The organism is Frankia canadensis (assembly GCF_900197875.1).
Taxonomy (GTDB): domain Bacteria; phylum Actinomycetota; class Actinomycetes; order Frankiales; family Frankiaceae; genus Frankia; species Frankia canadensis.
In genome coordinates this window covers 1-25,848 of the sequence record NZ_FZMO01000554.1, presented here as the reverse complement: position 1 = coordinate 25,848, position 25,848 = coordinate 1, and the positions used below count along the sequence as shown (strand labels likewise).

Below are 25,848 nucleotides of genomic sequence, written 5' to 3'. Positions count from 1 at the left end.
GGCGTACTGCTCGACCCAGGCGGGGGGACGGCGGTCGTCGGGGGTCGGCTGCCACTGGCCGTCGCGGTGCGCGTAGCCCCAACCGGGGCCGACGCGCAGGTAGGTGGCGAGGGCGTCGAGAAGGCGGTCGATGTGGGCGACGGTGGTGCCGACGCCGACACTGGCCCGCAGCGCCCCGCCGGGCGCGCCGAGCCGGGCGAGCAGCGGATGGGCGCAGAACCGCCCGGCGCGCACACCGATGCCGTGCTCGGCCGACAGGAACGCCGACACCAGCGCCGGGTCGTGCCGGCGCAGGGAGAAGGTGACGACCCCGACCGGCTCGCCGCCGTCCGGCCAGATCCGGTGGATCACCACGTCGTCGAGGGCGCCGAGGCCGCGCAGGAGCCGGTCGCGCAGCACGGTCTCGTGGCGTTCCCAGGCGCCGGGGGGCAGCGCGGTGAGCACCCGGCAGGCGGCGGCGATCGCGGTGGCGCCGGCGAGGTTCGGGGTGCCGGCCTCGTGCCGGGCGGGGCCGGTGGCCCAGTCGACGCCGGTGGTGGACACCTCCCGCACGGCGCCGCCGCCGGCGAGGTAGGGAGCGGCGCTGTCGAGCCAGTCGGCCGGGCCGACGAGGACGCCGGCGCCGAACGGGGCGTAGAGCTTGTGCCCGGAGAACGCGAGGTAGTCGATGCCGAGAGCGGCCATGTCGACCGGGCGGTGCGGCGCGAGCTGCGCGGCGTCGACGAAGAACCGGGCGCCGGCGTCGTGCGCCATCCGGGCGAGGCGGGCCAGCGGCGGCGTCTCGCCGGTGACGTTCGACGCGCCCGTCACCGCGAGCAGGGCGACCGGAGCGGCCCGCAGCTCGGCCGCGAGCGCGTCGAGGGTCGCCTCCAGCGTCGGCTGGGTCGCGACGCAGCGGACGTCGCCGGTGCCGCGCCGGCCGCCGCCCCGCCAGGGCAGCAGGTTCGCGTGATGCTCCAGGTCGACCAGGACGACCCCGCCGGCGGTGGCGGGCAGCGCGCGGGCCAGCAGGTTGACGGCGTCGGTGGTGTTGCGGGTGAACACGACGAGATCGCCGTCGCGGGCGCCGACGAAGCGGGCGACGTCGCGGCGCGCCCCCTCGTACAGGCTGGTGCACACCTGCGAGGCGAACCCGGCGCCGCGGTGCACGCTCGCCGAGTAGGGCAGCACCCTCGCGACGTGTTCGGCGACGTCGGACAGGCACGGCGCGCTCGCCGCGTAGTCGAGGTTGGCGTACTCCACCACACCGCCGCCGACCACCGGCACGGTCAGCCCGGCGCCCTCCACCGCCAGCAGCGCCTGCGGCACCTCGGGTGCCTGGGGTGCCTGGGGTGCCTGCGGGCATGCGGGCACGGCAGAGATGATCGATGTCATCATCGCTCCACGATTGGACCCGTGAACGGGTCTGCACTTGCCGCAGGCTGGTCGCCGCGGCCCCGTCACCACCCGGGGCACCCCACTGCGCTACGAGGGTTGCCGGCCAGCAAGCCGGGGCTGAACACTGGCACTCAGGACGTTGCCGGTGACTCTAGCAAGAGCCGTGCGTCGCCGTACCCCGACTGGTCAGTGGTGGCGACGGTTCAGTGTGGCGTGGCGCTGCGGACGGTTCGGTCGAGCACGTCGCCGGCGAGCAGGACGCGGTCGGCGGACGGCTGCTCGTATCGGTACTGGCGGGCGCGGATGTGGCGGAGGAAATCGGGCTGGGGCGCGAAACCGTAGATGTTCAGGTAGTAGGTGACCGCGTCCGACCAGATCCAGAATCCATCGGTGCGGTGGCCGGCCGGGACGGAGCGTCCTTTCAACCGGTCCACCACGTCCGCGTCCCGGGTCGTGCTCTCGCCGATGAGGTGGCCGGCATTGAGGTAGGCCAGCAGGCTGGCCATCTCCTCCCCGGGGGACAGCCGCTCGCGCTCGCCGAAGCTCGGCCGCCCGTCGACGACCGCGTAGACGTCGGCGAGTCTGGGCAGTGGGATATCTGGGTTCGTCATAAGTCCTCGCTTGGCTTGAAGTCGGTTCACTCGCCGTTGTGAGGGCACCCACGCCACGGGCCTCGTGCCTGCGGTGCCGCCGCGTCGGCGCAGGTGAAAATGGGTGTTTTGGAAAACACCCGGCAATGGCACCATGAGAGGACGGGGGTGACGACGGCACATGACCGGCGGCGCCACCGCCGCCGCGCGACGCCCCACGCCCACGGGCCTCCCTCTACGCCACCGCAATCAGCCAGAACACGAATAAGCCCATGCATTCTAGTGCAGCCATCCACCCGAATCGTGGACGGGCTCACTCCGGAGGATCGTGCGCCGCAGCGGTCGGCCGGCGGGGCGGATGAGGATGGAGTACGCCCGCAGCGCGTTCACCGGCACCGCCGACGACGTCCTCGCCGCTCGCCGCACTGCCGACCCCCACCTGACGACGTCTCCCGCGGCGCAGCGGGGCCGCGGGCTTCCTCAGTCCCCGCTGTCGCGCGGCGCGGCCAGGGCGCGGCCGGCGCGGGTGAGCAGGAGGGGCAACGTGCGCTCGTGGACCGGTGCGGCCGCCTTCCAGAGCAGACGGCCGGCCGCGCGCCGGTAGCGCACGCGCGTCACCCAGGTCACGGCGGATGCCTCCACCAGGGCGGCATTCGACGCCTCGACGAGGGGCGACGGCGCGGTCAGGACGATCCGCCCCGGCTCGTCCTCGGTGACCTGCCAGCCCAGCACGTGGGTGGGGGAGCGCAGGGGGCCCAGTCGCAGCCGCAGGCCAAGGCGCCAGCCCACGATCAGCACCGGGCGCAGCGCCGCGGGGGACCCCTCGAACACGGCGCGGGCCCAGTCCCGGGCGCTGTGGGCGTTCGCGTCCGGGTACGCCAGCGTGAACGCGACGGAGTAGTCGTCGCCGCCGGAGCCGCCGCCGTCGGTGGGAGGAACGGCGCTGCGCCGGGCACGGTCGATCGTCATGTATCCCCTCCGGGAACGCGCGCCGGCTGATCCGCCGTCAGTCGGAATCGTATGATCCGGCCGCGGTACGGGTGTCCGGCAGCGCCCCCGGCGTTGTGGCGGGCCGCGGCCCGCGTGGGGGCGTGCCTGCGGGCGTCAGCCGGCGGCGCCGAGGCTGCCGGCGACGACCAGCAGGGTGAGCACGACGGCGGAGACGGCGGCCAGCCAGGGGCGGCGAGCACGCAGCCACCACAGGCCGGCGGTGGCGACCCCGAGCGCCGGTGTCGCCGCCAGGACCACCATGCCGAGCAGGATGACGGCCGCGGCCTGGCCGTGGCGCAGGCCGCCGGCGAGGTCGGACAGCGTGAGGGCCGCCCCGCCGCCGAGCAGGTCGCCGCTCGGGCCCCCTACCCAGGCCGCGCCGTTCTGGGCGAGGGCGACCACGAGCCCGACCAGCACGATCGCGGCGCCGAGGCTCCCCCCGATCCGCAGCACCACCGCGACCGGGCGTGCTCCCACCTCGAGGACCTCCCGCCCGTGGTCCGACCTCGGGTGGGGGTACTCCTCGGCGGGCATCGCGACACCTGCCTCGTCGTCGGTGGGGGCGGACGTCAAGCCAGGCCCCGCAGCAGCATCTGGACGCTGATGACGAGCAGGACCACGAGGAAGATGGTCCGCAGCGTGCTTGTCGGCACCACGGCGAGCAGCCGGGAGCCCAGCCGCGCGCCCGCGACGGTGCCGAGCGCCACCGCGCCCGCCAGCGCCGGCACGACGTCGCCCCGCTGCAGGTAGACGACGGCGCTCGCGGCGCCGGTCACGCCGATCATCAGGTTGCTGGTCGCCGTCGAGACCTTGATCGGCAGGCGCATCGCGAGGTCCATCGCCGGGACCTTCATCGCGCCGGAGCCGATACCCAGCAGGCCGCTGACGGCGCCGGCGGCGGTCATCATCGTCAGCCCGGTGGCGGTCCGGGTCACGCGGTAGGGGCGGCGGGTCGCGCCGCCGGGACCGCCGGGCTCGCCGGGGCGGTCGGGCCCGCCGCCGGACTCGGTGACGCTGCCGTGCAAGGTGAGCAGGTTGGCGATGCGGTCCTCCGGGACGGCCACGCCGGCGACCTCCCGTCGACTGCGCAGCATCTGCACGGCGCTGAAGGCCAGCACCGCCCCGAACACCGTGTACAGCACGTGCGCGCTGACCAGGCCGGCGATCAGGGCCCCGCCGACCGCGCCGCTCACCGTCGCCACCTCCAGGGTGACGGCGACCCGCAGGTTCGCGAACCCCTCGTCGAGGTAACGCGGTGACGCGGCGGCGCTTCCGGCCACCACCGAGATCACCGACGCGCCGATCGCGAGCCGGACGTCGAGGCCGAAGGCGAGGGTCAGGATCGGCACGATGAACGTGCCGCCGCCCAGCCCCAGCAGGCTGCCCAGGCACCCGGACGCGACGCAGACGACGGTGATCACGAGGAGCTCCGCCAGCGGGCTCACGGCACCACCCCTCCACCGAGTCGAGGGCGATTATGTCTGCTACAGAGCATATCGATGGCAGACATATATCGTCCAGTGGCCGGTGACGGGTTTCACACCCGGTGTCGGTGGCCGGGCGTGGCGGCCGGTGTTCGCCGGACCGTGGGCGGGTTCCTCGCGGGGCGTCAGCGGTCGAGTGCGCGGGCGAGGAACGCGAGGACGGTGGGCATCCGATCGGCGGTGGGGAAGTCGGGCCCGTGACCGGCGCCAGCCACGATCGTCGCCTCCACGACCGGAGCTCCCGCCGCGCGCAGAGCGTCGGCAAGCTCGAGGGTCTGGCCGTGCGGCACGGTGCAGTCCGCGTCCCCGTGCTCGAGCAGGAACGGTGGCAGCGGCCCGCGCCCGAGATAGTGCAGGGGGCTCGCGACCCGGACGAGCTGGGGCGCGGTGGCGACCGTGCGGCCGAGAAAGCGGGACTCCGGCGAGCCGCGGCGGCCGTGCCCCGCGTCGCCGGCGGAGCAGTGGACGTTCGCCCGGGCCTGGTCGTCCATCGAGGCGAAGTTCACCGGCCCGAAGAAGTCCACGACGGCTCGCACGTCGCTGGATACCCCGGGGTGGCCCAGCGCCGGGTCGTCGTACATCGGCACGCCTGCGGTCGCCCCGAGCATCAGCGCGAGGTAGGCGCCGGCGGACGCGCCGCTCGCCGCGATCCGGTCCGGGTCGAGGCCGTACTCGTCGGCGTGCGCGCGCAGCCAGCGCACGGCCGCCTTGACATCCTGGACCGCCGCGGGAAACCGCGCCTCGCCGGAGAGGCGATAGTTGACGCTCGCCACCGCGTAACCGGCGCGGACCAGGGCCCGGACCACCGGCAGGTCGTCCCGCTTGTCGCCGACCGCGAACGCGCCGCCGTGGATGGTGAGCACCACGGGAAGCGCCCCGGCGGCCGCGCGGGCGGACCCGGTGGCGCGGCCGGTGCCGCCCGTCCTGGCAATGCCGCCCGCTTCGGTGGTGCCACCCGCTTCGGTGCTGCTGGCGGAATCGTCCGCTCCACCGGGGAACGGCGGGGGTGACGGCCGGTACAGGTCCAGGCGTTGGGCCCGCGAGACGGGTGCGTACACCAGGTCGTGACGCGTCCAGGTCCCGGCGGGCAGGTCGGTCGGACCGCCGGGGCGACCCGTGTCCGCCGGGGGAGCGGTGGGGTGTGCCCGAGGGCCGCCCGGGCGGCAGCCGGCGGTGATGGCGACGCCGAGGGCGAGCAGCCCCCCGGCGATCGTGGTGGTGACGGGCCGCGACACGCGCGGCCATCGTGAGTCGCGGGACGGGCGGGGGCGCGGCGAGCCGCGATCGGGCTGCTGCCGGTGGGGCTTGCGGATGGCGGTCCATCCTTCCGGGCGAGTCGGCGGACGCGGTGCGTCGCGGCGTGCGTTGTTCGGATGTACTGCGTCGATCCTCCAGCACCGCCCCGAACGCCGCCGCCGGGGCGCCGGGCTGGATCGCCTGCGAGTGTGAGCGGCGACACGAGAAGGCCGGGATCCCTTTTTTCGGTCCAGTACGGTACCGTTTCCATGTCGGCGAGCCCCAGGCGTGGGTGACGGCCGATGGGGAGGAGGAGCGTATGTCGCCCCCGGATGGTTCCGGTCGGGGTCGCCCCCGGGACGAGTCCCGGGAGCAGGCCATCCTCGACGCGGCGCTCGAGCTGCTGGTCGAGGTCGGCTATGAGCGGATGAGCATGGTCGCCGTCGCGAGCCGCGCCCGGGCGAGCAAGGCGACGATCTACCGGCGCTGGCCCTGCAAGGACCAGATGGTCGTGGAGGCGCTGCGCAGGCGGGCGCCCGAGGCCCATGTACCGGCCGACACCGGCAGCCTGCGTGAGGATCTCGCGGCCGAAGTACGGCTCATGGCCGAGGTCGTCTCCGGACCGGATGGCGCGATGCTCGTCGGCGTGCTGCGGGCGGCGAGCGAGTCGCCGCAGCTCGCGGCGGTCATCCAGGCGAACGTCCTCCAGCACAAGACGGAGATGGGCTCCTGTCTGATGCAGCGGGCCGTCGAGCGGGGTGAACTGGCCGACATCGTGGACGCCGCGCCGCTGATGGAGGTCATCCTGGCGATGATCTTCATGCGACTGCTTGTCACCGGGGAGCCGCTGGACGACGCGTTCGTCGAGCACGTCGTCGACGAGGTGGCGCTGCCGCTGCTCGCCGGCCGGTCGGGGCGCCTCGCGGAGTCTTCGAACACCTGAGCTAGCATGGTCTCGAACGCCTGATCGAGGGCGGGTGGAGGGCGGGACGGGCGGCTACTTGCCGTCGCCGACCACGCCCTGGCTTTTCACGCCCTCGATCCGATCCCATTCCATCCAGTGATCGCTGTGCCCTGTCCGTCGGCCCGCCGTGTCACGTTTCGGCCTGGTTCTTCGTCCTGTCGTCATGCACGCCCGACCCTGTTTCCTAACGGCTCCGACTGATACCGCCCTGTTCGCGCGGCACGATGCCGTGCGGTTGCCCTGCTTGTATTCGCTCTGCCTGGCAAGGAGCTTTCCGTGACCGAAACCGTCCAGGACCGGACTTCCCGGGATCCGGTGGGCGAGGCCGACGGCGCACCAGACCCACGTCGGTGGCTGGCGCTCTCCATCATCGCCGTCGCGCAGCTCATGGTCGTGCTCGACGCGTCGATCGTGAACATCGCGATGCCGCACGCCCAGTCCGCGCTGCACATCTCGACCGCCAACCGGCAGTGGATGGTGACGGCGTACACCCTCGCTTTCGGCGGTCTGCTGCTGCTCGGCGGGCGCATCGCCGACTATCTCGGCCGCAAGCGCGCATTCATCTGGGGCCTGATCGGCTTCGCGCTCGCCTCCGCCCTCGGCGGCGTGGCGCCGAACGCCGGGCTGCTGTTCGCCGCCCGTGCCCTGCAGGGCGCGTTCGCCGCCGTCCTCGCCCCGGCGGCCCTGTCGTTGATCACCGTCACGTTCACCGAGAGCAAGGAACGGGCGCGGGCCTTCGGCGTCTTCGGCGCGATCTCGGGCGGTGGCGCGGCCATCGGTCTCATCGTCGGCGGCGTTCTCACCGAGTACGCCTCCTGGCGCTGGTGCCTGCTGGTCAACGTGCCGATCGCCCTGGTGACCGCCTTCGCCGCGGCGCCGGTCGTGCGGGAGAGCCGCGCCGAGGGCGAGGCCCGCTATGACCTGCCCGGCGCGCTGACCGTGACCGCCGGCCTCATCGCCCTCGTGTACGGCTTCACCCTGGCCGCCGAGGACGGCTGGAGCGACCCGCGCACCCTGGGGCTGCTGATCGGCTCGGTGGTGCTGCTCGCCGCGTTCGTCGTCATCGAGTCGCGTTCCACCGCGCCGCTGCTGCCGCTACGGGTCGCGTGGGAGCGCAACCGGGGCGGATCCTTCCTCGCCTCGCTGCTCATCGGCGCCGGCCTGTTCGCGATGTTCCTGTTCCTCACCTACTACTTCCAGCAGACCCTGGGCTACAGCGCGCTGAAGACCGGGTTCGCGTTCCTGCCGTTCAGCGCCGGCATCATCGTCTCGGCGGGGCTCGCCAGCCAGTTGCTTCCGCGGTTCGGGCCGGGCGTGCTCGCCGGCGTCGGCACGGCGCTCGCCGCGGTCGGGATGGCGCTGCTGCTCTCGATCGGCATCGACACCGGCTACGCCTCGCACGTGCTTCCCTCCGAGCTGCTGATCAGCTTCGGGATGGGGCTGTCGTTCGTCCCGCTGTCGAGCCTCGCGCTCGTCGGGGTCGCGCCGCACGATGCCGGCGTCGCCAGCGCCCTGGTCAACACCACCCAGCAGATCGGCGGCTCGCTCGGTACGGCCCTGCTCAACACCGTGTACGCCACGGCCGTGACCAATTACATCGCCGATCACGGCACCGGGGCCAGGGCCCTCGACCAGTCCCAGATCGAGGGGTACACGACGGCCTTCCTGTGGGGCGCGGTGCTCATCGCGGCCGCGGCGGTCGTGATCGTCGTGCTCATCCGGGCCGGTCGGGACACGACACCCGCCCCGGACGCCGCTCCGGCGCACGTCGGCTGAGCCCATCCGCCGGTGGGCGGGCCGCCCGGGAGAGTCCGGGTGGACCCGCCCGCCGGTGTGGCGCGGCCCCCGCCCGGCGGCGGATCGCCGCGGGCGGATCTCACAGGTCGACATCGTCGCCGCGCAAGGCCCGCGAGCTGATGCGGAACCCCACCGTCCCGTCGACGATCTTGCGGATGACGGTCGCCTTCGGATCCCGTCCGGCGACGCCGTCGACCCCGAGAGCGGCGGCCAGCGCCCGCAGTTGCGGCGCCGTGACCCGGCGCAGCCCGGCCAGGTGGGCCGCGGCCTCCTCGCGGCTCGCCGCGCCGAGCAACGCCGCGCGCACCTCCTCGACGTCCACCGAGGCCGGCAGCGCGTCACCGGTGGCGGGCCGCTTCGGCGGCGGCGCCGCGCCCGCCACCCCGGCCCGCGCCGCGGCCGAGGAGGTCGCCTTCGCCGGCCTGGGCGTCCGGGGTGAGGGCGGCGTCGTCCCGGCCGGTGCGGTGGTCAGGGCCAGCCGGGCCCGGCCGGCCAGCAGCGCGTCGACCTCGTCGGGGCGCAGGCCGGCGAGCAGCTCGGACAGCTGCCCGAGCAGCAGGGCGCCGAGGCGCGCCGCCTGTGCCCCCGCGGACGGCGCGGCCTCACCGGTCGGGGCTGTGCCGCTGGGTGGGGCGGTGCCACTGTGTGGGGCTGTGCCGCTGGGTGGGGCGGTGCTGGCGGGTGGAGCGGTGGTCACGAGGCGGCCGTCCTGACGCGTTTGAGGAACTCCTCGACGAGGCGGTGCAGTTCCCAGCCGAGGGCGTGGGGGGTCTGCTCGGAGAGGATGACGGGGATCTGGGCGCGGGCCGCCCCGGCGAAGTGGCTGTTGCTCTCGCGCACCATGGCCTCGAACACCGGCAGGCCGAGCTGGCGGGTCTGCGCGATGTAGGGCCGTAGCGCCGCGATCGGCTGGCCACCGTAGTACTGCACCATCGTGAACACCACGCCGAGGATCACCGGCTCCAGCTTGCGCACCGTCGGGTGCAGGTCCGACTGGAGATCCACGATCCTGTTGAACTCCCAGATGTAACGGCGCAGCCGTGACTGGAGATGCTCGATGCCGAGGGTGGACAGCTCGTCGGGCCGGGCGGGGATGAGCAGCTGGTCGCTGGCCGCGACCGCCGCGCGTGTGATGACGCCGAAGTTCGGCGGGCAGTCCATCAGGACCAGGTCGTAGGCGGGCGCGGGCAGGGTCGCCAGCGCCGCGTTCAGGCGCAGGTAGACATCGAAGTAGTGCCGGGTGGAGCGGTGCACCTCCGCGCCGCCGAGGCGCGCCGCCAGGTTCATCTCGACGTCGCCGAGCGACAGGTGCGAGGCGGCGAGGTCCAGTCTGCCGCCCCCGTCGGCGATGCGGTCGTTGACCACCGACGGCGAGGTGAGCACCGGCGCCAGCGGCGGCACGGTGGAATCCATCCGCCACGCCTCGAACCACTGTTTGATCGTCCGCTGTTCGGCGAGCTCCGCCCGCCACCGCTCCGGCCGCAGGAAGGAGAACGTGAGGCTCGCCTGCGGGTCGAGGTCGATGAGTAGCACGCGCTTGCCCCAAGCGGCGATCTGCGCGCCGATGTTGGCGGTCAGCGTGGTCTTGCCGACGCCGCCCTTGTAGTTCACGACGGAGATCACTCGCATGGTGCGTCCGCCCCGCGCCCCGCTGTGGACCGGGTCATCCCGAACCCCCGTTGCCGCGCCGCTCGATCGACCGGCCGTGCGCCGGCGGCGCGATGCCGGTGATGTCGCGAACAGCACATCACGCCACTGCCCGCATCGATGCGTACCGATGCGTACCGGGTGCAGCCGATGCGTACGTCTTGACCCGCAGTGGTGTGGCCGGCGCACCGTTGTGGGCACGATGTGTGATCTGAGCGCTACGCTGATCCGGGTCGACGGGTCCGCGGTGGACGTCGCCGCGTTGGACGTCGCCGCGGGGGCGAGGCGCGGGGGTGAGGTGCACGGGTGTCGCGATGCGGGCGAGGAGCTCCCTTGGCAACGCGATCACCACCAACGGGTGGTCGCCGTAGGTGTGCGGCGGCGGCGGGCTATCGTCTCCCGGACCTTGTGAAGTCACAGTCACGGACCTCGGGGGACGATGCCTCCATGAGTACCTCCAGCGGAGCCGGCGCCGGTGCCACCTCGGGCCGAGGCGGGACGGCAGGCCCGCTGCCCGGCGCTGGGCGCGGCCAGGGCCGGCCGTCGGCGGCGCGTGCCCTGCGCCGTGCCGCCGGCCGCAGCGCCCACGTCGCCCAGCGGGTGCGTGCCGTGCCGGCCCGCACGCTGCGTGCCGCCGGGGACCCGGCGGGCGGCGACGCCTCCGGCGGCCGTCCGGCGCGCGTCATCCCCGCGACGAGCCGGGCCGGCGAGGGCCCGGGCGAGGAGGCACGGGTCACAGCGGGCCGGGCCGGCCCGGGTCGGGGTGCGGCGCTGGCGGGTGCCGGCGCCCCCTCGCGCGAGGCCGCGCCACGGGGCGCGACGTCGGCGCGGGAGGTATCCGGCGGGCGGCCCGGGGGCCGGCGCCGCGGCTGGCGCCCGGAACTGCCTGCCTGGGGCCGGCCGTGGGTACCGCGTGTCGCCGCGCTGCTGACGTTCGCCGTCGGCCTGCTCGACGTCGTGTCCGCGCTGACCCCCGAGTGGCGCACCCGGCTGGCCGACCTGCGGGTCCTGCTGCCCGCGTCCGCCTCCCGGCAGGCAGCGGCGTTCACGGTCGTCGTCGGCATGCTGCTGGTTCTGCTCGCGACCGGGTTGCGTCGGCGCAAGCGGCGGGCGTGGCGGGCCGTCGTCGTCCTGCTGGGGCTCAGCGTCGTCCTGCATGTGGCCAAGGGGCTCGACTACGACGAGGCGGCGGCGTCGGCGGCGCTGCTGGGCGCGCTCGTGCTGGTCCGCGGGGAGTTCCGGGCCAAGGGCGACCCGTCGACGCGATGGCGGGCCGTCGGCGTCGGCCTGCTGCTCACCGTGATCTCGATCGGCATCGGGTTCCTGCTTCTGCACCTGCGCGAGCATCGCCTCGCCGGCCCGCACTCCTGGTCGGCCCAGCTGGAGCAGATCCTGCTGGGGCTGATCGGCATTCCCGGGCCGCTGCGCTTCAACTCCGACCGGTTCGCCGACCTCGCCACCCGGGTGCTGCTCACCCTCGGCATCGTCACCATCGGCGCCACCGGCTACCTGGCGCTGCGCCCGCCTCATCCGCGGCCGCGGCTGACGGAGGAGGACCAGGGGCGGGTGCGCGCGCTGCTGGCCCGCCACGGCGGCGCCGACTCGCTCGGCTACTTCGTGCTGCGCTCGGACAAGTCGGTGATCTGGTCGCCGTCGGGCAAGGCGTGCGTGGCCTACCGGGTGGTCAACGGCACGATGCTGGCCAGCGGCGACCCGCTCGGCGACCGGGAGGCCTGGCCCGGGGCGATCCGCGCGTTCCTGTCGGAGGCCGCCGATCATGCCTGGACACCGGCCGTGATCGGCTGCTCGGAGGCCGGCGGCACCGCGTGGACCCGCGCGGGCCTCGCGGCGCTCGAGTTCGGCGACGAGGCCGTCGTCGACACCACCACCTTCACCCTCGACGGGCGGTCGATGCGCAACGTGCGCCAGGCCGTCGCCCGGGTGGAGCGCGCCGGCTACACCGCCGTCGCCCGTCGGGTCCGCGACCTCGAGCCGGACGAGATCGCCGAGGTCAAGGCGCAGGCCAAGGCCTGGCGGGGCGCCGAGACCGAACGCGGGTTCTCGATGGCGCTCGGCCGCCTCGGCGATCCCGCAGACGGCGACTGCGTCCTCGTCCTCGCCTACGAGACGCCCCGCGCGCCGGCCCGGGACGGCTCCGACCGTCCCGCCGAGGCCGCCGCGGCGGCGGCGGTCATCTCGCCCGACGGCGCGGCGCCGCGGCTGCGGGCGCTGCTGCACTTCGTGCCCTGGGGGCGTGACGGGTTGTCCCTGGACGCGATGATGCGCGACCGGTCCGCCGACAACGGGCTCAACGAGTTCCTCATCGTCAGCACCCTGCGCCAGGCCGGTGATCTCGGGGTGGCGCGGCTGTCCCTCAACTTCGCGTTCTTCCGCTCCGCGCTGGAGCGCGGCGAGCGGCTCGGTGCCGGGCCGGTGATCCGCTGCTGGCGCGGGCTGCTGATGTTCATGTCCCGCTGGTTCCAGATCGACAGCCTCTACCGGTTCAACGCCAAGTTCGCCCCCACCTGGCTGCCGCGCTTCGTCTGCTATCCGGCGACGGCCGAACTGCCCCGGATCGCCCTGGCGATGCTGGAGGCCGAGGCGTTCCTGGTCTGGCCGCAGTGGCGCCGGCGCCTGCCCCGGCCGGCCCCGCTGGTCGGCGCCGCCCGCCGGCTGCGCGGACGCGCGCGAGACACCACACAGGAGGGTGCGGACCGGACCGGCGGTTCCGACCCGTCACGATCGGGCCCGGCATAGCCTGACCTGTCGTGACCGCGGATGTGAGGCGGACGGCGCAGCGTGTGGGGGTCGGGGTTGGGATCCTTGGTCATCATCGGGAAGTGGTTCCTGCTGGGTCTCGGCGCACTGACGGTCGCCGCGTGGGCGGGGTGCGTGCGGCTCGGGCGCCGGGGCCGGCTCGTCACCGCCGCCACGGCGAGCCTCGCGTTCCTGCTCACCCTCGCGACCGTCGCTGACGTCGTCAACGCCCACTACGGCTACCTGCCGCGCCTCGACGACGTCGTCGGGGTGAAGTCGTGGCCCACCGCCTCGTCGCGGGACACCGTGGCCGCCGCCCCCGTGCGGACCCACCCGCAGGGGTCCGTCGTGAGCCTGCCGGTTCCCGGCAGGCGCAGCGGCTTCGGTACCCAGCAGGCGCTGGTCTACCTGCCGCCGCAGTACTTCTCCGAGCCCACGGCGCGCTTCCCCGTCGTCTACCTGCTGCACGGCTCACCCGGCGTGCCCGTCGACTGGTACCGGGCGGACCGGGCGGCGCAGACCGGCGCGTGGCTCGCCTACCGGCGCCGACCCGCGATCTTCGTCGCCCCCCGGCTCAGCCACGGCTGGCTCGACGACAGCGAGTGCGTCGACCGACCCAGCGAGCACATCGAGACCTATCTCATCGACGACGTCATCCCGACGATCGACGCCCGGCTGCGGGTGCGCGACGACCGCGCCGACCGGATCTTCGCCGGAATGTCCGCCGGCGGCTTCTGCGCGCTCAACCTCGGCCTGCGCCACCGCGACCTCGTCGGCACGATCGTCGACATGTCCGGCATGGACAAGCCGACCCATGACGGCGGCATGGTGGGCCTGTTCGGTCACCGCCGCGACCTCGCCGAGGTCGTCGCCGCGAACACCCCGGCGCTCTACGCCGACCACCTGCCACCGTCGCCGCCGACGCGGATCTGGTTCGACTCGGGCCTGAGCGACCACGAGGCGCTGGGCGACACCCGCGCCATGGCCGCCACCCTCGGCCGCCGTCCCGGGTTCACCGTCATGTTGCGGCTGCGGCCGGGCGCCCACGACTTCGGGGTGTGGCGGCCCGCCCTGCGCGAGGGCCTCGCCTGGGCCCTCGAACCGGGTGCCGACGTCCAGGTGCGGCTCGGCGCCGTGCACCCCCAGCATCGGTCCACCGCCAAGACATAACCGTCCAGACCGGCGGAACACCCGAGTGACCGTCCGCGTTGTGGGGAATGGTTGACCGGGTCACGGTGTCCTTACGTGACGGCTGGTCCTCGTCGGACGGGGGGTGCTCCGTGAAACTGCTGGGTCGACACCGCGAGCGCGGGACGTCCTCGCCCGGCCCCGCGCCCTCCATCGCCGCCGTCTTCTCCGCATATGCCGCCAGCCGCGCCGCCGCCAGCGCCGCGAGGCCCGTCAGCGCCGTCGCCAGCGCCGTCAGTCCCGGCAGTGGTGCCGCCGCCCGTGCGGCCAGCACCGTCGCGGATGGCCGCGCCCAGGGTGCGGGCCGACGGGGAGTGGGTGTTCCGATGGCGCCGATCCTGCTTCCCTACGCTCTCATCCCGCCGCTGGTGGTGCCCGCGCATGTGGATGTGGCGCTGCGACGGGCGACGGGCGCCGCGCGGTCGGCCAGGCGGGTGGCCGCGGCGATGTGGCTGCGGACGGTGCCGCGCCGGTTCCCGGTGACCCTCGTCCTGCTCAGCGCCCTGATCGCCGCCCGGATCCTGCGCGGTGTCGCCCCCGACCTCGCGCATCGCTGGCAGTGGGCGACCAGCACCACCCTGCACCAGATGATGCACCATCCACTCGGTGTCCTCGCCGGCAGCATTCCCTGGGTCGTGGAGGGGCCGGTGCTGCCCTGGCTGGCGCTCGCGGGCCTGGCCGTCGGCGGGCTCGAGGCGGCCGTCGGCAGCGGGGTGGCCTTCGCCGTGCTGTTCGCCGGGCACACCGGCGCCACCCTCATCTCCGAGGGCGTCCTCGGCCTGCGGGTCGCCTCCGGCGCGTTGCCGTCGACCGCCCTGCACATCCTCGACGTCGGTCCGAGCTATGTGGTGGCCACGTCGCTCGCCGCGGTGGTCGTTCTGCCCGGCAGCCGCCGGCTGCGCCGCGTCGCCGCGGTCGTCCTGGTCGGGATCGCCCCGGCGATGATGTACGGCTTGGCCGACGCCGACCTCGACGGCATGGGCCACACCGCCGCGTTCGCCCTCGGCGCCGTGGCCGGCGCCCTCCCGCTCCTGCGCCATCGGGCCCTGCGCCGCCGCCTCGCGCGGCTCGGCAGCGCCGCCGGGCAGGTCGTCGCCGGGCAGGTGGCTGCCGGGCAGGCGACGGCACCCGCTACCTCGACGGCACCCGCTACCTCGACGGCACCCGCTACCTCGACAGGGTCCATCTTCCCGTAGGTGGGAAGCGCACGCGGGGGAGAGCGGCACCGTGTCGCGAATACGCGGCTCCCTGTCCGTTTTGCCCCTGATTCTGCGACACGGGTCCCCGTGAAGTTGCCAGAACGCTGCCGCAGTCCGCCGTGCGAGAGCCCATGAAGATCACACCTCGAGACGCAGTTCAGGGGCCGCTCGACGGGAACGGCGGCGGGGCGGTGGGCTTGGCGCGGCCGCCGGAGACCGCGAGGCGGGCGGCGCGCAGGAGTTGGGCGCGGGCGTCGGCCTCGGGCATGCCGAACAGGTCGAACGAGACGACCTGGCCGAGCAGACCGGGACGGTCACAGTCCGCGACCCGTGCGACGAGAAGCGTGCGCGTGGCGCCGGCGGGATCGCCGGCCCAGGCGGCCTGCCACTCGGCCGCGCCGTAGACGGAGGTGAGGTAGGCGTCGGAGAGCACCGCCACGGTCCGCTCGGCGCCCCGCACACCGTCCTGCATGCTGGCGAGCCAGTTCGAGCCGGGCACGAAGTCCCACGCCTGGATCAGGACACGGTGGCCGTCATCCTCCAGGCTCCAGGCGACCCACTCGGCCCACTGCCGGTCCGCCTGCGTGTAGGAGACGAAGAAGTCCCATCTCGGCCGGCCCTGCGCGGGTCCACTCATGATTTCCCCCGATCGTCACCGCATAGTGTGCCATCGACACGTCACGCAGCGCAGTATTCCGTCGAGGCGTGGACCGGGTTCCGGACCGTGGAGGCCGCCCGGTGACGGACTCTGGTGAGAGCCGGCTCGGCGACGGCAGCGGCGACGCCCGTATCGTCCTGCACCGGCTGCTCGACGCCGCACCGGTGCGTCATCTGCTCGACGACTCGAATCCGCGCGCGACGCTCGTCGCCGCCATCCTGTCCGGTCGGGTCTTCGAGGACGTCGTCGCCGGCGGTTACAGCACCTTGGACCCCGACTACTTCGTCCCGGTGGACGTCGAGGAGAAGCGGTACCGCGGCCAGGCGTACCTGTATGTCCCCCGTCCCTCCGGCGGCCTGCTGAACCACGGCTTCCGCCTGCCGGACGCGCCGCCCGGGCAGGAGGGGACAGGGACGATCTCGTGGGACTCGCCGCCGCCAGCCTCGAGGCGATCAGCCGTACAGGCAGGGACGGCGGCCGGCGGTCCCGTGAGCATCCGGACGACTCACCCGAGGCCTGCCTGCGGTGGAGTTGGCAGCGCGGCGCGCAGCGCGGTGCGAGCCGGGCGCAGATCGACGACCTGCTCCAGCCGGACGCGACCGGCCGGCGGGCCACACTGCTCATCGCCGCCGCCATGCTGCCCAGCGCGGACCGCGACGCCGTGCTCGACGCCGAACAGCGTCTCGCCACGGTCTGCGGCCTCGCCGAACCGGAGGGAAGCGTGCTGGCCGCTCCCGGCTACCACCTGCGCCTGCGTGAGCTGAGCGTCGTTACGAACGACCAGCGCAAGGTGTCCTTCGAGCCTCCGCAACGCGCCGCCGACTGCCGCCGCTACGCCTGGGACAGCTATCCCACGTTGCATGAGACATACCTGGCCTGGGCGAAGGAGGTGATCAGCCGGGCGGATCGGCGGCTATCGATCCGCGACCGCGGCGATTTCGGCGTGTCCTTCACAGAGCAGTCGCTGCGGGTGAACCGCCCGGAAGCCGCGCTCGAGCTCGCCGAGCACTGGGCGCGATCCTCCTCCCGCGGTGCCTACCCGGGAGTCACCCGCCTGCTGGCCGCGGGACTCGCCGTAGGGCGTGACGGCATTGGAGGCGGCCCCTTCCGTCAGCGCATCCTGCAATGGTCGGAAAACAACCGACTCCAGTCCACGCTGGCGCTGATCTGTGTCGAGCTGTGCGGCACCGTCGTCGCGCGCACCTATCCGCGCCAGGCGCTCACCCGCCTGCACAACTTCGCCGCTCACGAGGATAGGGCAGTCGCCGAGGAGGCGGTCGTCGCCATCACCCGCGTCGCGCTCGACCTGGATGACTGCCGCCATCTGCTGGAAAACGGGTCGTCCGGGCGCCCCAGGCCGTCCGGGGAAGCGCCGGCAACCGGGCCGTGTTCCTGGCTCTGGCGGACCCCGCCCGGCTGCGGGCGACCAGGGCGGGCCTTCGTGCAATGGACGATCCCGCCATATGCGCCTATCTGCGGGCGGGTTGGTTGCGAGTGCTCGACGAGGATCTCGCCGCGGTCGAACCGCGTGCGCGTTCGCTGTTGTCGCCCGCTGTCGAGGAACGCGTGCGGGAGTGGCTTGACTGGCCCCCGGGCAGCGCAGACCCGTCCGTGGAGAACCTGGCGGGCCTGTTGGTCGACGGGCCGCGTGAGCGTTTCGACCTGCTGGCGACCGTTCGGCTCGTCTGGGCAGCCAGCGCGAACGCAGCCCGCGCGGATGCCCTCGCTCGCATCGACCGCGTGCTCGGTGGCGAGAACCTGCTGCTGCCCTGGCCGCCCGTCGACCCACGGATGGCGCCGACGAGCGGACTAGTTCGAAGCCAGGAGGAATGGGGCGGAGACGACCGCGATGGCGACGTCGCGGACGCGTCCGACGGCGTCACGGGGCATGACGGCATCGCGGGATACGGGGAGGAGTGGTGATCGGGCGTGACCATCGGCTGTCCTGTCCGGGAGAGAGACCGAGGGGTGTGAGCACGGCAATACTCCCGAATCGGTCGTGGCGATACGCGTCGCGGACTGCGGAGTGGCGTTCGCGGTTCGCGATGCGGGGCGCGTGCATGATGGCGGCAGCTCCTTTGGAGCCTCATCTCATCTCCGAATCCGACCGTGCCGCGGTCGGATTCGCTGTGACCAGAAGCGGGGTTGACTGTGAGTGCAATCGCTGACGGCGTGTACCGGATCAGCATCGACGGACGGGACAATCTGACCCTCAGCTCGCCGGACCGGAACAACATTCTCCTGCTGCCCGGTGAGGGCCCCGGCCAGGAATGGGAGATCAGGAACTCCGGCGTCGGCAGCAACGGCGACAGTACCTACACGATCCGTCGGGCGTCCGACCCGCTGTTCGTGGGCTACGACGGAGACCCCGACGTGTTCGAGCGCGTCCGGCCGCTGCCGCAGCCGCGGGAGTGGCGTATCACCGAGGGCCCGCGGCCCGGCACGATCACGATCGGCGTCGTCGACAACGCGCTCACCCTCGGCCTGCACCCGGCACTCATCTTCCCGCCGCTCGTCGCGCTGTCGCCCGTCTTCGCCGAGGACCGCGGCTGGGCCCTGCAACCTGCCGGCTGACACCGCCCCTGTGCCTCCGCCCCGCCCCCGGCTCCGCACGTGCCGCCGGGCGGGGCGGAGGCGCGCGGCCGGCGGTGCCGGTGCGGTGCCAGTGACAGTCAAAGGGCCGTCCGCATCGCCCGGCACCAGATAGAATCCGGGCTTCTATGCGCGCGACGATCCGGGTCTACTGGCGTCTGCTGCGGGCCGGGTTTCGGCGCCAGTCGGCCTATCGGCTGGCGGCGCTCGGGGGACTGGTGGCGAACACGACGTTCGGGCTGCTCAAGATGGCGGTCTTGCTCGCGACGGTGCGGGCCGCGGGCGGGGAACTCGCGGGATACGACACCGCGATGATGAGTACCTACATCTGGCTGTCCCAGGGTCTGCTCGGCTCGATGAACCTCGACGGCCGTGTCGACATCGCCGAGCGGATCAAGGACGGGCGGGTCGCGGTCGACTTCCTGCGGCCGGTGGACGTCCAGGCCGCGGAGATCGCCACCGAGGTCGGCCGGGCGTTGTTCTCCCTGCTCCCGCGGGGCGTCCCGGCCGTCGCGATGGGCCTTGCCGTCGGAATGGCCCTGCCGGAATCGGCCGCCGCGTATCCGCTCGGCGCGTTCAGCCTGCTGATCGGGATCGTGCTGTCGATCGCCACGGCGTATCTGGTCGGCATCTGCGGATTCTGGCTGGTGGAAACCCGCGGCGTGCAGATCTGCTACATGGTGCTGTCGGGATTCCTCGCCGGGCTGTTCGTGCCGGTGCGCATATTCCCCCCGTGGCTCGCGGCCATCGCCACGGCGACGCCGTTCCCGGCGATGATGATGTATCCCGTGGACATTCTCGCCGGGCGGGCGAACACCACCGAGGCGCTCGGGCTGGTCGCCGTCCAATGTGCCTGGCTCGCCGGTGTCGTCGCCGCCGGCCAGGCGCTCACCCGCGCCGGGCGGCGTCACCTGGAGATCCAGGGTGGTTGAGACCGACCAGGCAGGCGTGCCATGGACGGCGCCGCGGCCGCGGGTGCCCGCCGGGCCACAGGTTCCGGGCGGGCCGCCGTCGCGGGCGACGCGGCTACGGGCCGGTCTGCGCCCGTACCGGGTGGTGCTCGCCTCCCGGGCCCGGTCCCAGACGGCCTATCGGGTGAACTTCGCCCTCGACCTGGTCAGCTCGGTGCTGACCGCGTTCGCCGAACTGGCCGAGATCTGGGTGCTGTACCGGGCGGTGACGGGGATCGGCGGGCTGCAGTTCCACCAGATCCTGCTCGTGTTCGGCCTCGCCGACCTCACCTTCTCCCTCGCCGACCTGATGTTCGGCCACTGCGACAACCTGCCGACCTACCTGCGCGCCGGCACCCTCGACGTGTTCTACCTGCGCCCGCAGCCGCTGCTCGCCCAGCTGGTCACCAGCGACATCACCCTGCGGCGCCTCGCCCGGGCGAGCGTGGGCCTGGCCGCCCTCATCGCGGGCCTCGCCGTGAACGACATCGCCGTGAGCGCGGCCAGCGTGGGACTGCTGGCGGTCGCCCTGGTCAGCGGCGTCGCGACGTTCGCGGCGCTGTTCGTCACCGCGGCCGGCCTGCAGTTCTTCATCGTCGACGGCCGGGAGATGACCAACGCCTTCGTCTACGGCGGCCGGTACGCCGCCACCCAGCCGGCGTCGGTGTGGCCGCATTCCCTCGTCGTCGTCTTCGGCTACGTCTTCCCGATGGCGTTCACCGGCTTCCTGCCGACGCTGGTCCTGCTCGACCTGCCGTCGCCCACCTGGCTGCCGGGCTGGCTCGGCTGGTGCGCGCCGCTGGCCGCCCTGTGGTCGTGGGCGCTGGCCCTGCTGTGCTGGCGCTGGGGCGTGCGGCACTACCGCGGAGGGGGCGGATGAGTCCGACCGAGCCGAGCACATCCGGCCCGATCATCGAGACCGCCGGCCTGACCAGGACGTTCACCGTCCGCGACGGCGTGCGCAGACGCCGGCTGACCGCCGTCGACGACCTGACCGTGACGATCGAGGCCGGGGAGGCCGTCGGCTACATCGGCGCCAACGGCGCCGGCAAGTCCACCACGATCAAGATGCTGACCGGCATCCTCGTCCCCACCCGCGGCACCGTCACCACCTGCGGGCTGCGTCCCGTCCGGGACCGGCGCCGCCTCGCCCGGCAGGTCGGCGTCGTGTTCGGGCAGCGCTCGCAGCTGTGGTGGGACCTGCCGGTCCGCGAGTCGTTCCGGATCCTCGCCGCCATCCACGACCTGCCCGGCGACGTCGAACGGGCCCGCACCGGCGAACTCGTCGACCGCCTCGAGATGGCCGAGTTCCTCGCCATCCCCGTCCGCCAGCTCTCCCTCGGCCAGCGGATGCGCGCCGAGATCGCCGCCGCCCTGCTGCACGCCCCCCGGCTGATCATCCTCGACGAGCCGACGATCGGCCTCGACGTCCTGTCCAAGCAGCGGCTGCGTGAGTTCCTCGTCGCCGAGCGGGCCACCCATGGCACCACCCTGCTGCTGACGACGCACGACATGGGCGACGTCGAGCGGCTGTGCGACCGGGTGCTCGTCGTCGATCGCGGCCGGCTCGCCTACGACGGCGACCTGCCCGGCCTCGGTCGCACCACCGGCGCCGAACGGGTCCTCGTCGTCGACCTCGTCGCGCCATCACCGGACCTCACCGCCATCCCCGCGGCACGTCACCTCGACAGCGAGGCCCACGGCCTGCGCCAGCGTCTCGCCTTCGACCCGGACCTGACCACCGCCGCCAAGGTCTTCGCCGCCGTCACCGAACGGGTCGACGTCCGCGACTTCACCATCGCCGAACCCGACATCGAGGACGTCGTCCGCCGCCTCTACGCCCGCCAGGCCAGCGGCTGAGACCGAGGCAGGACAGGAACGACAGGAAACGACAGGGCACGGCATGGGCGGGCCAGGCCGCGACACAATGCCGGGCGTGGAGATTCCGACGCTGACGACCCGCAGGCTCATCCTGCGCCCGGGCGACAGCGGCGACGTCGAGGCCCTGACCCGGATCTGGTCGGACCCCGAGTTCGCCCGCCATCTCGGCGGGCCCGTCACCCTGCCTGACGCGGTGTGGCACCAGCTTGCCGGCTGCCTGGGATGTTGGCAGCTCACCGGGGTCGGCCCCTGGTGCGTCGTGGAGCGCGACACCGGGACGCTCGTCGGACGTGCCGGGTTGTGGGACGAGCCGGGCTGGCCGGGAGTCGAGGCGATCTGGTTCATCGGCCGGCCCTGGTGGGGGCGCGGGTACGCGACCGAGGCAGCGGCGGCGTCGATCACCTGGGCGTTCGCGCGCCGCCCGGAGCTGGACCGGGTCGTCGCGGCCATCGTCCCGGCGAACGACGGCTCCCTCCGGGTGGCACGCCGCCTCGGCATGACCCGCACCGCCACCGCCTACCTGCACGAGGAGCCGCACGCCCTCTACGCCGTGTCCCGCGACGCCTGGGCCCGGCGCGCTGCACCCGGCGAACTGTGAGCCGGCGCCGCCTGTCCGCGGCGTCCAGGAACCGCGAACTGGCGACACGGAGCCGCAGCGGGGCTGTCAGTCCTTCGGGGTGGCCCAGCGCACGGGGCCGCTGGCGGTGTGCTGGGAGAGGAGGCGGTCGCCGGTGCCGTCCGGGTTGACCACGCGCAGCGGGCCGCTCGCGGCGAAGAACTGGCGCACGGTCGCGTCCTGCACGTAGACGATCGCGCCCTGCGGGGACCAGCCGGGGTGCCAGGTGCCGGTGCCGGCGATCTGCCGTGCGGCCCCGCCGTCCACGCTGATCACGTGGACACCGCCCGCCGAGCTGCTGAAGACGATCTCGCGGCCGTCGGGGGAGAAGGCGGGCTCCACCGCGGCGGCCCCAGGCACCGGCGGGCCGGTCAGCACGCGGTCGGCGCCGTCGAGGGACAGCAGGTGCAGCGACTGGTCGTTGCCATTGCGGTAGACGAGCCGGTTGCCGTCGGGCGCCCAGGACAGCTCGTACGCGCCGCGCACCGCGCTGATGCGCCGGCGGTTGCCGCCGCCCGCGTCGACCAGGTACACGCCGCCGATGTTGCGGGCGTAGGCGAGGGTGCGACCGTCGGGGGAGAAGACCGCGCTGTCCGAGGAGCCGTCGGGCTCGTCGGTCACCGGGTGGGCGTCGGTGCCGTCGGGGCGGACGCTGACGATCTCGCCGTCGGTACCGGTGAACACGACACGGCTGGCGTCCGGCGCCAGCGCCGGCTTGTCGCCGGTGCCGACCTGACGCTCGGCACCGGCGGGGCTGACGACCACGATCGGGCTCTCGTTGATGGAGCTCGTGTCGTCGTACCGCTTGAAGACGTGCCAGCCGCGCGCCTCAGCGTGGGCGCCGTCGCCGACGCGTAGCTGCACGCGGCTGCCGCGCGCGACGCTGGCGCCCGCGGCCGGGGTCGTGCTGAGCACGCGGCCGCGCTGCGACGGCCCGCTCGCCACGGTGACGGTGTCCACGACCAGGCCCGCCCGGCGCAGCAGCGCCGCCGCCGTCGTGGAGGCGCGTCCGGTGTAGTCAGCGAGGGTGATCGACGCGCCGGCGCCGGTCGTCGCGGTGACCACCGCCGTCGTCCCCCCGCCACCCGACGGCCCGCCCGCGGTGGCCGAGCCGCCGCCCCCACCACCCGGATCGAGGACCACGACCACCACCACGACGAGAGCCACCAGCGCCCCGACCGCCGCCACGACCACCGTGACCGGCGCGGGCACGCGGCGCCGCGCCTGTCCCGCCGCGGATGGCTGCACGGCGTTCGGGTGGTGCGCGGTGACCGAGGGCGGCGTCGGCGTCGGAGCTCCTGCCCACGTCGCAGGGGCGGGAGTTGCCGGCGGGTCCGAGGACGGCGGCGCGCTGGATGGCGGCGGCGCCATCCAGCGCGGTGGAGCCGCGGGTGGCGGTGTCCCAGACGGCGTCGAGGGCGGTAGCGTCGCCGGTGAGGACTGCGGGGCGATGACAGTCCGGCCCGGGAGCGGTGCGGGCGGGGCGATCGAGGGCGTGAGCGCCGGCGGCGGGGGTGTGGCGCCGGTGAGCCGCAGGAGCAGGGTGGTCGCGGTGGGGCGCAGGGTGGGGTCGCGCTGCATCGTCCACTCGACGATGGCGCGCAGCGACGGCGGCAGGTCGGAGGTGTCGGGCCGTTCGTGCACGATCCGGTAGAGCAGCACCGGGGTGACGGCCTCGCCGTGCGGGGACCGGCCGGTCGCGGCGAACAGCATCACTCCGCCCCAGGCGTAGACGTCGGCCGCGGGGGTGAGCGCCTCGCCGAGGGCCTGCTCGGGGGCCATGTACGCGGGGGTTCCCAGCACGCCGCGCTGGGTCAGCGTGGTCGTCGCCTCCAACGCCCGGGCGATCCCAAAGTCGATGACCCGGGCCCCGGAGGACGACAGCAGGATGTTGCCGGGCTTGAGATCGCGGTGCACCAGGTTCGCGCCGTGCACCGCCGTCAGGGCGCTGGCGACCGCGACGCCGAGCCGGTCCAGTTCGGCGGGCGGCAGCGGTCCGGTGCGCCGGACATGGTCGGCGAGCGTCGGACCGTCGATGAACTCGGTGACCAGGTACGGCTCGGGGCGGTCGGTGGCGACGTCGAGCACCTCGGCGGTGCAGAACCGGGCGACCCGCTGGGCGGCGTGCGCCTCCCGCAGGAAGCGGGTGCGGAACTCCGGCTCGCGGGCGAACTCGCGGCGGATCACCTTCACGGCGACGGCCCGCCCGTCAGCCGCCAGGGCGTAGTAGACGGTGCCCATTCCGCCGACCCCGAGGCGCCCGGCGATCCGGTACGGCCCGACCTGCGCGGGGTCGCCGTCCTCCAGCGGCTCGACGACGGGAGGGACGTCCGCCATCGCCGCTCCCGTCCATGCCGTCGTGCCGCACTGGTCTCGTCCCGTCTGGTCCCAGTATCGCCGGACCCGTCACGGGCCTGGACGCGGCCGTGTCGACTCACCGGTCCGCACCGCCCGAGCCGCGGGCCAGGACCGGCTCGCCGTCACCGCTCTTCGTGGCGCGGCCTGCCGTCGTCACCGCCGAACCGGGCGCGGACGCGGGCCGTGACGCGCGGATGAGGAGCAGGGCGGTGGCCGCCGCGCACAGGGCGAGCGCGGCCAGGACCCAACCGGTGCCGTGCTCGGCGTGACGGGTCGCGCCGCCGTCGCCGGCGAGGCCGAAGAAGACGGTGCCGACGGTCGACACGCCGACGACGAGACCGAGCTGCATCACGGTCAGCAGCAGCCCACTGGCGTCGGCCGCGTCCGCGATCGGCACGTGCGCGAGGCCGACCGTCATGATGATGGACATCACCCCGAGCCCGAGGCCGACCAGCGCCGTCACCAGCGCGTAGGCGACGCCGCCGCCGGCCGTCGGACCGAGGAACAGGTAGGCGACGCCGGTGACCGCGGGCCCCGCGGGGACCACCCGGACAGCCCAACCGGCGGGCAGGCGCTGCCAGGTGAGGCCGACCAGGGCGAAGGCGGCGACACAGGGCACGAACGCGAGTCCGGAGCGCAGCGGGCTCAGACCCAGCCCGCCCTGCAGATGCAGGGTCGTCGTGAACAGGAACCCACCCCAGGTGCACATGGCGAGCATCAACACGGCGGCGGCGGGCCGCAGACCGGGGGCGCGCAGTGCGCTCACCGAGAGCAACGGGTGCCCACCGCCGGCCGCGACCCGCCGTTCGACGGCGACGAACACCGCTCCCAGCAGTGCGGAGCAGATCAGCGCCGCGAACGTCCACGCCGGCCAGCCGAGATCGTGCCCGAGGACGAGCGGCAGGACGAACAGGGACACCGCCGCGCTGAGGACGAGCAGGCCGGGCAGGTCGAGCGGGGCGGCGCCCCGCGGCCGGTCGGCGGGGAGGGTGCGCGGCGCGACGGCGAGCAGCAGCACGCCGATCGGCACGTTCACCAGGAACACGGACCGCCAGCCCGACCCGAACAGACCGGCGCTGACGAGCAGCCCGCCCGCGGCCTGGCCGACGGCCACCCCGCCGGCGACCACCGCGCCGTAGAACCCCAGCGCCCGGGCCCGCGCCGGACCCTGGAAGTTCTGCTGGATCATGCTCTTGACGTCCTCCGCCGCGTGAACACGGGGGATTCCAACTCCTACACACCTACCAGGGGAGGTGCGCAGTGTTGGGGTTCACGGTTCACGGGCACGGCCAACGCCGTGCCTCCCCGCGCGGTCACGGCCCGTCCGGCCGCGATGTTCACCGCCGCGTTCACATCAGCGTTGGCGGTGTGTCCGCAGGTGGCGCACCGGAAGACCGCTTGGCTCTCGCGGTTCCCAGGCGCCGTATGCCCGCAGGCCGAGCAACGCTGACTCGTATAGGCGGCCGGGACCTTTTCGACTCGGCCGGGGGCTTTCTGTTCCAGACGTTGGACAAGCAGACCCCAGCCGCCCGCGAGGATCGCCCGGTTCAGCCCGGCTTTCTGC

At 73.7% G+C, this 25,848-nt stretch carries 25 protein-coding genes and 1 riboswitch; of the genes, 12 read left to right on the top strand and 13 right to left on the bottom strand.

Annotated features, from left to right (window positions below; all coding sequences use genetic code 11):
* From C1A33_RS32010 to C1A33_RS31985, 6 genes are all read right to left on the bottom strand, one after another.
* A partial coding sequence (locus C1A33_RS32010; RefSeq protein WP_101836187.1) for an aminotransferase class V-fold PLP-dependent enzyme occupies positions 1–1,374 on the bottom strand: 1,374 nt, incomplete at its 3' end.
* Positions 1,375–1,402: 28 nt separating this feature from the next.
* A riboswitch (SAM riboswitch) is annotated at positions 1,403–1,516 on the bottom strand.
* Positions 1,517–1,580: 64 nt separating this feature from the next.
* The gene (locus C1A33_RS32005; protein ID WP_101836177.1) at positions 1,581–1,988 is read right to left on the bottom strand and encodes a hypothetical protein; all 408 of its coding nucleotides are present in this window, start codon (positions 1,986–1,988) and stop codon (positions 1,581–1,583) included.
* Positions 1,989–2,447: 459 nt separating this feature from the next.
* The gene (locus C1A33_RS32000) at positions 2,448–2,936 is read right to left on the bottom strand and encodes a DUF2867 domain-containing protein (RefSeq protein WP_101836175.1); all 489 of its coding nucleotides are present in this window, start codon (positions 2,934–2,936) and stop codon (positions 2,448–2,450) included.
* A gap of 135 nt (positions 2,937–3,071) precedes the next feature.
* Positions 3,072–3,530, bottom strand: coding sequence for a DUF1634 domain-containing protein (locus C1A33_RS31995; RefSeq protein ID WP_243408139.1), 459 nt, complete (start codon positions 3,528–3,530; stop codon positions 3,072–3,074).
* A complete protein-coding gene (locus C1A33_RS31990; RefSeq protein ID WP_101836172.1) occupies positions 3,527–4,402 on the bottom strand; it encodes a sulfite exporter TauE/SafE family protein in 876 nt (291 codons plus the stop codon). Before C1A33_RS31990 ends, C1A33_RS31995 begins: the two co-directional genes overlap by 4 nt.
* A gap of 164 nt (positions 4,403–4,566) precedes the next feature.
* Positions 4,567–5,676, bottom strand: a complete 1,110-nt coding sequence (locus C1A33_RS31985) for an alpha/beta hydrolase (RefSeq protein WP_243408138.1) — start codon at positions 5,674–5,676, stop codon at positions 4,567–4,569.
* A gap of 320 nt (positions 5,677–5,996) precedes the next feature.
* Between C1A33_RS31985 and C1A33_RS31980 the strand changes: the two genes are divergently transcribed.
* A complete protein-coding gene (locus C1A33_RS31980) occupies positions 5,997–6,620 on the top strand; it encodes a TetR/AcrR family transcriptional regulator (RefSeq protein ID WP_101836170.1) in 624 nt (207 codons plus the stop codon).
* 297 nt (positions 6,621–6,917) lie between these two features.
* Positions 6,918–8,417, top strand: a complete 1,500-nt coding sequence (locus C1A33_RS31975; protein WP_101836168.1) for an MFS transporter — start codon at positions 6,918–6,920, stop codon at positions 8,415–8,417.
* A 100-nt stretch (positions 8,418–8,517) separates the two neighbouring features.
* Here C1A33_RS31975 and C1A33_RS31970 read toward each other — a convergent pair whose 3' ends face one another.
* Both C1A33_RS31970 and C1A33_RS31965 read right to left on the bottom strand, forming a co-directional pair.
* Positions 8,518–9,135: a hypothetical protein gene (locus C1A33_RS31970; RefSeq protein WP_243408137.1), complete on the bottom strand. Its 618-nt coding sequence runs from the start codon at positions 9,133–9,135 to the stop codon at positions 8,518–8,520.
* Positions 9,132–10,067 carry a ParA family protein gene (locus C1A33_RS31965; protein ID WP_101836167.1) on the bottom strand — a complete coding sequence of 312 codons (936 nt, stop codon included), beginning with the start codon at positions 10,065–10,067 and terminating at the stop codon, positions 9,132–9,134. The genes C1A33_RS31970 and C1A33_RS31965 overlap by 4 nt, the downstream gene beginning before the upstream one ends.
* A gap of 900 nt (positions 10,068–10,967) precedes the next feature.
* On the opposite strand from C1A33_RS31965, the gene C1A33_RS31955 reads away from it, so the two are divergent.
* The 3 genes from C1A33_RS31955 (at position 10,968) to C1A33_RS31945 (ending at position 15,226) form a co-directional block, all read left to right on the top strand.
* Positions 10,968–12,842: a phosphatidylglycerol lysyltransferase domain-containing protein gene (locus C1A33_RS31955; protein WP_423748175.1), complete on the top strand. Its 1,875-nt coding sequence runs from the start codon at positions 10,968–10,970 to the stop codon at positions 12,840–12,842.
* Between the two features lie 57 nt (positions 12,843–12,899).
* Positions 12,900–14,012 carry an alpha/beta hydrolase gene (locus tag C1A33_RS31950; RefSeq protein WP_101836163.1) on the top strand — a complete coding sequence of 371 codons (1,113 nt, stop codon included), beginning with the start codon at positions 12,900–12,902 and terminating at the stop codon, positions 14,010–14,012.
* 110 nt (positions 14,013–14,122) lie between these two features.
* A complete protein-coding gene (locus C1A33_RS31945) occupies positions 14,123–15,226 on the top strand; it encodes a rhomboid-like protein (protein ID WP_101836161.1) in 1,104 nt (367 codons plus the stop codon).
* A 160-nt stretch (positions 15,227–15,386) separates the two neighbouring features.
* Here C1A33_RS31945 and C1A33_RS31940 read toward each other — a convergent pair whose 3' ends face one another.
* A complete protein-coding gene (locus C1A33_RS31940; RefSeq protein WP_101836159.1) occupies positions 15,387–15,866 on the bottom strand; it encodes a toll/interleukin-1 receptor domain-containing protein in 480 nt (159 codons plus the stop codon).
* Positions 15,867–15,967: 101 nt separating this feature from the next.
* Between C1A33_RS31940 and C1A33_RS34440 the strand changes: the two genes are divergently transcribed.
* Positions 15,968–16,651, top strand: a complete 684-nt coding sequence (locus C1A33_RS34440) for a hypothetical protein (RefSeq protein ID WP_133150905.1) — start codon at positions 15,968–15,970, stop codon at positions 16,649–16,651.
* Positions 16,652–16,800: 149 nt separating this feature from the next.
* Here C1A33_RS34440 and C1A33_RS34435 read toward each other — a convergent pair whose 3' ends face one another.
* Positions 16,801–17,211: a hypothetical protein gene (locus C1A33_RS34435; RefSeq protein WP_133150904.1), complete on the bottom strand. Its 411-nt coding sequence runs from the start codon at positions 17,209–17,211 to the stop codon at positions 16,801–16,803.
* A gap of 62 nt (positions 17,212–17,273) precedes the next feature.
* On the opposite strand from C1A33_RS34435, the gene C1A33_RS31920 reads away from it, so the two are divergent.
* The 6 genes from C1A33_RS31920 (at position 17,274) to C1A33_RS31895 (ending at position 21,908) form a co-directional block, all read left to right on the top strand.
* Positions 17,274–17,810 (top strand): hypothetical protein, encoded by a 537-nt coding sequence (locus C1A33_RS31920; protein WP_165818677.1) that lies wholly within the window; start codon positions 17,274–17,276, stop codon positions 17,808–17,810.
* Positions 17,811–18,038: 228 nt separating this feature from the next.
* Positions 18,039–18,461, top strand: coding sequence for a hypothetical protein (locus tag C1A33_RS31915; RefSeq protein WP_101836152.1), 423 nt, complete (start codon positions 18,039–18,041; stop codon positions 18,459–18,461).
* A gap of 146 nt (positions 18,462–18,607) precedes the next feature.
* Positions 18,608–19,411 (top strand): ABC transporter permease, encoded by an 804-nt coding sequence (locus C1A33_RS31910; RefSeq protein WP_101836151.1) that lies wholly within the window; start codon positions 18,608–18,610, stop codon positions 19,409–19,411.
* Entirely contained in the window at positions 19,404–20,309 is a 906-nt protein-coding gene (locus C1A33_RS31905) for an ABC transporter permease (RefSeq protein ID WP_480014941.1), read from the top strand. The genes C1A33_RS31910 and C1A33_RS31905 overlap by 8 nt, the downstream gene beginning before the upstream one ends.
* Positions 20,306–21,289 carry an ABC transporter ATP-binding protein gene (locus C1A33_RS31900; RefSeq protein ID WP_101836148.1) on the top strand — a complete coding sequence of 328 codons (984 nt, stop codon included), beginning with the start codon at positions 20,306–20,308 and terminating at the stop codon, positions 21,287–21,289. The genes C1A33_RS31905 and C1A33_RS31900 overlap by 4 nt, the downstream gene beginning before the upstream one ends.
* Before the next feature lie 76 nt (positions 21,290–21,365).
* Entirely contained in the window at positions 21,366–21,908 is a 543-nt protein-coding gene (locus C1A33_RS31895) for a GNAT family N-acetyltransferase (RefSeq protein WP_101836179.1), read from the top strand.
* A 66-nt stretch (positions 21,909–21,974) separates the two neighbouring features.
* Here the strand turns inward: C1A33_RS31895 and C1A33_RS35460 are convergent, their stop codons facing one another.
* The 3 genes from C1A33_RS35460 to C1A33_RS31880 form a co-directional block, all read right to left on the bottom strand.
* The gene (locus tag C1A33_RS35460) at positions 21,975–24,263 is read right to left on the bottom strand and encodes a protein kinase domain-containing protein (protein ID WP_101836146.1); all 2,289 of its coding nucleotides are present in this window, start codon (positions 24,261–24,263) and stop codon (positions 21,975–21,977) included.
* Between the two features lie 97 nt (positions 24,264–24,360).
* The gene (locus C1A33_RS31885) at positions 24,361–25,473 is read right to left on the bottom strand and encodes an MFS transporter (protein ID WP_101836144.1); all 1,113 of its coding nucleotides are present in this window, start codon (positions 25,471–25,473) and stop codon (positions 24,361–24,363) included.
* Between the two features lie 44 nt (positions 25,474–25,517).
* Positions 25,518–25,848, bottom strand: a 331-nt coding sequence (locus C1A33_RS31880) for a zinc ribbon domain-containing protein (RefSeq protein WP_133150902.1), incomplete at its 5' end; no start/stop codon positions are given.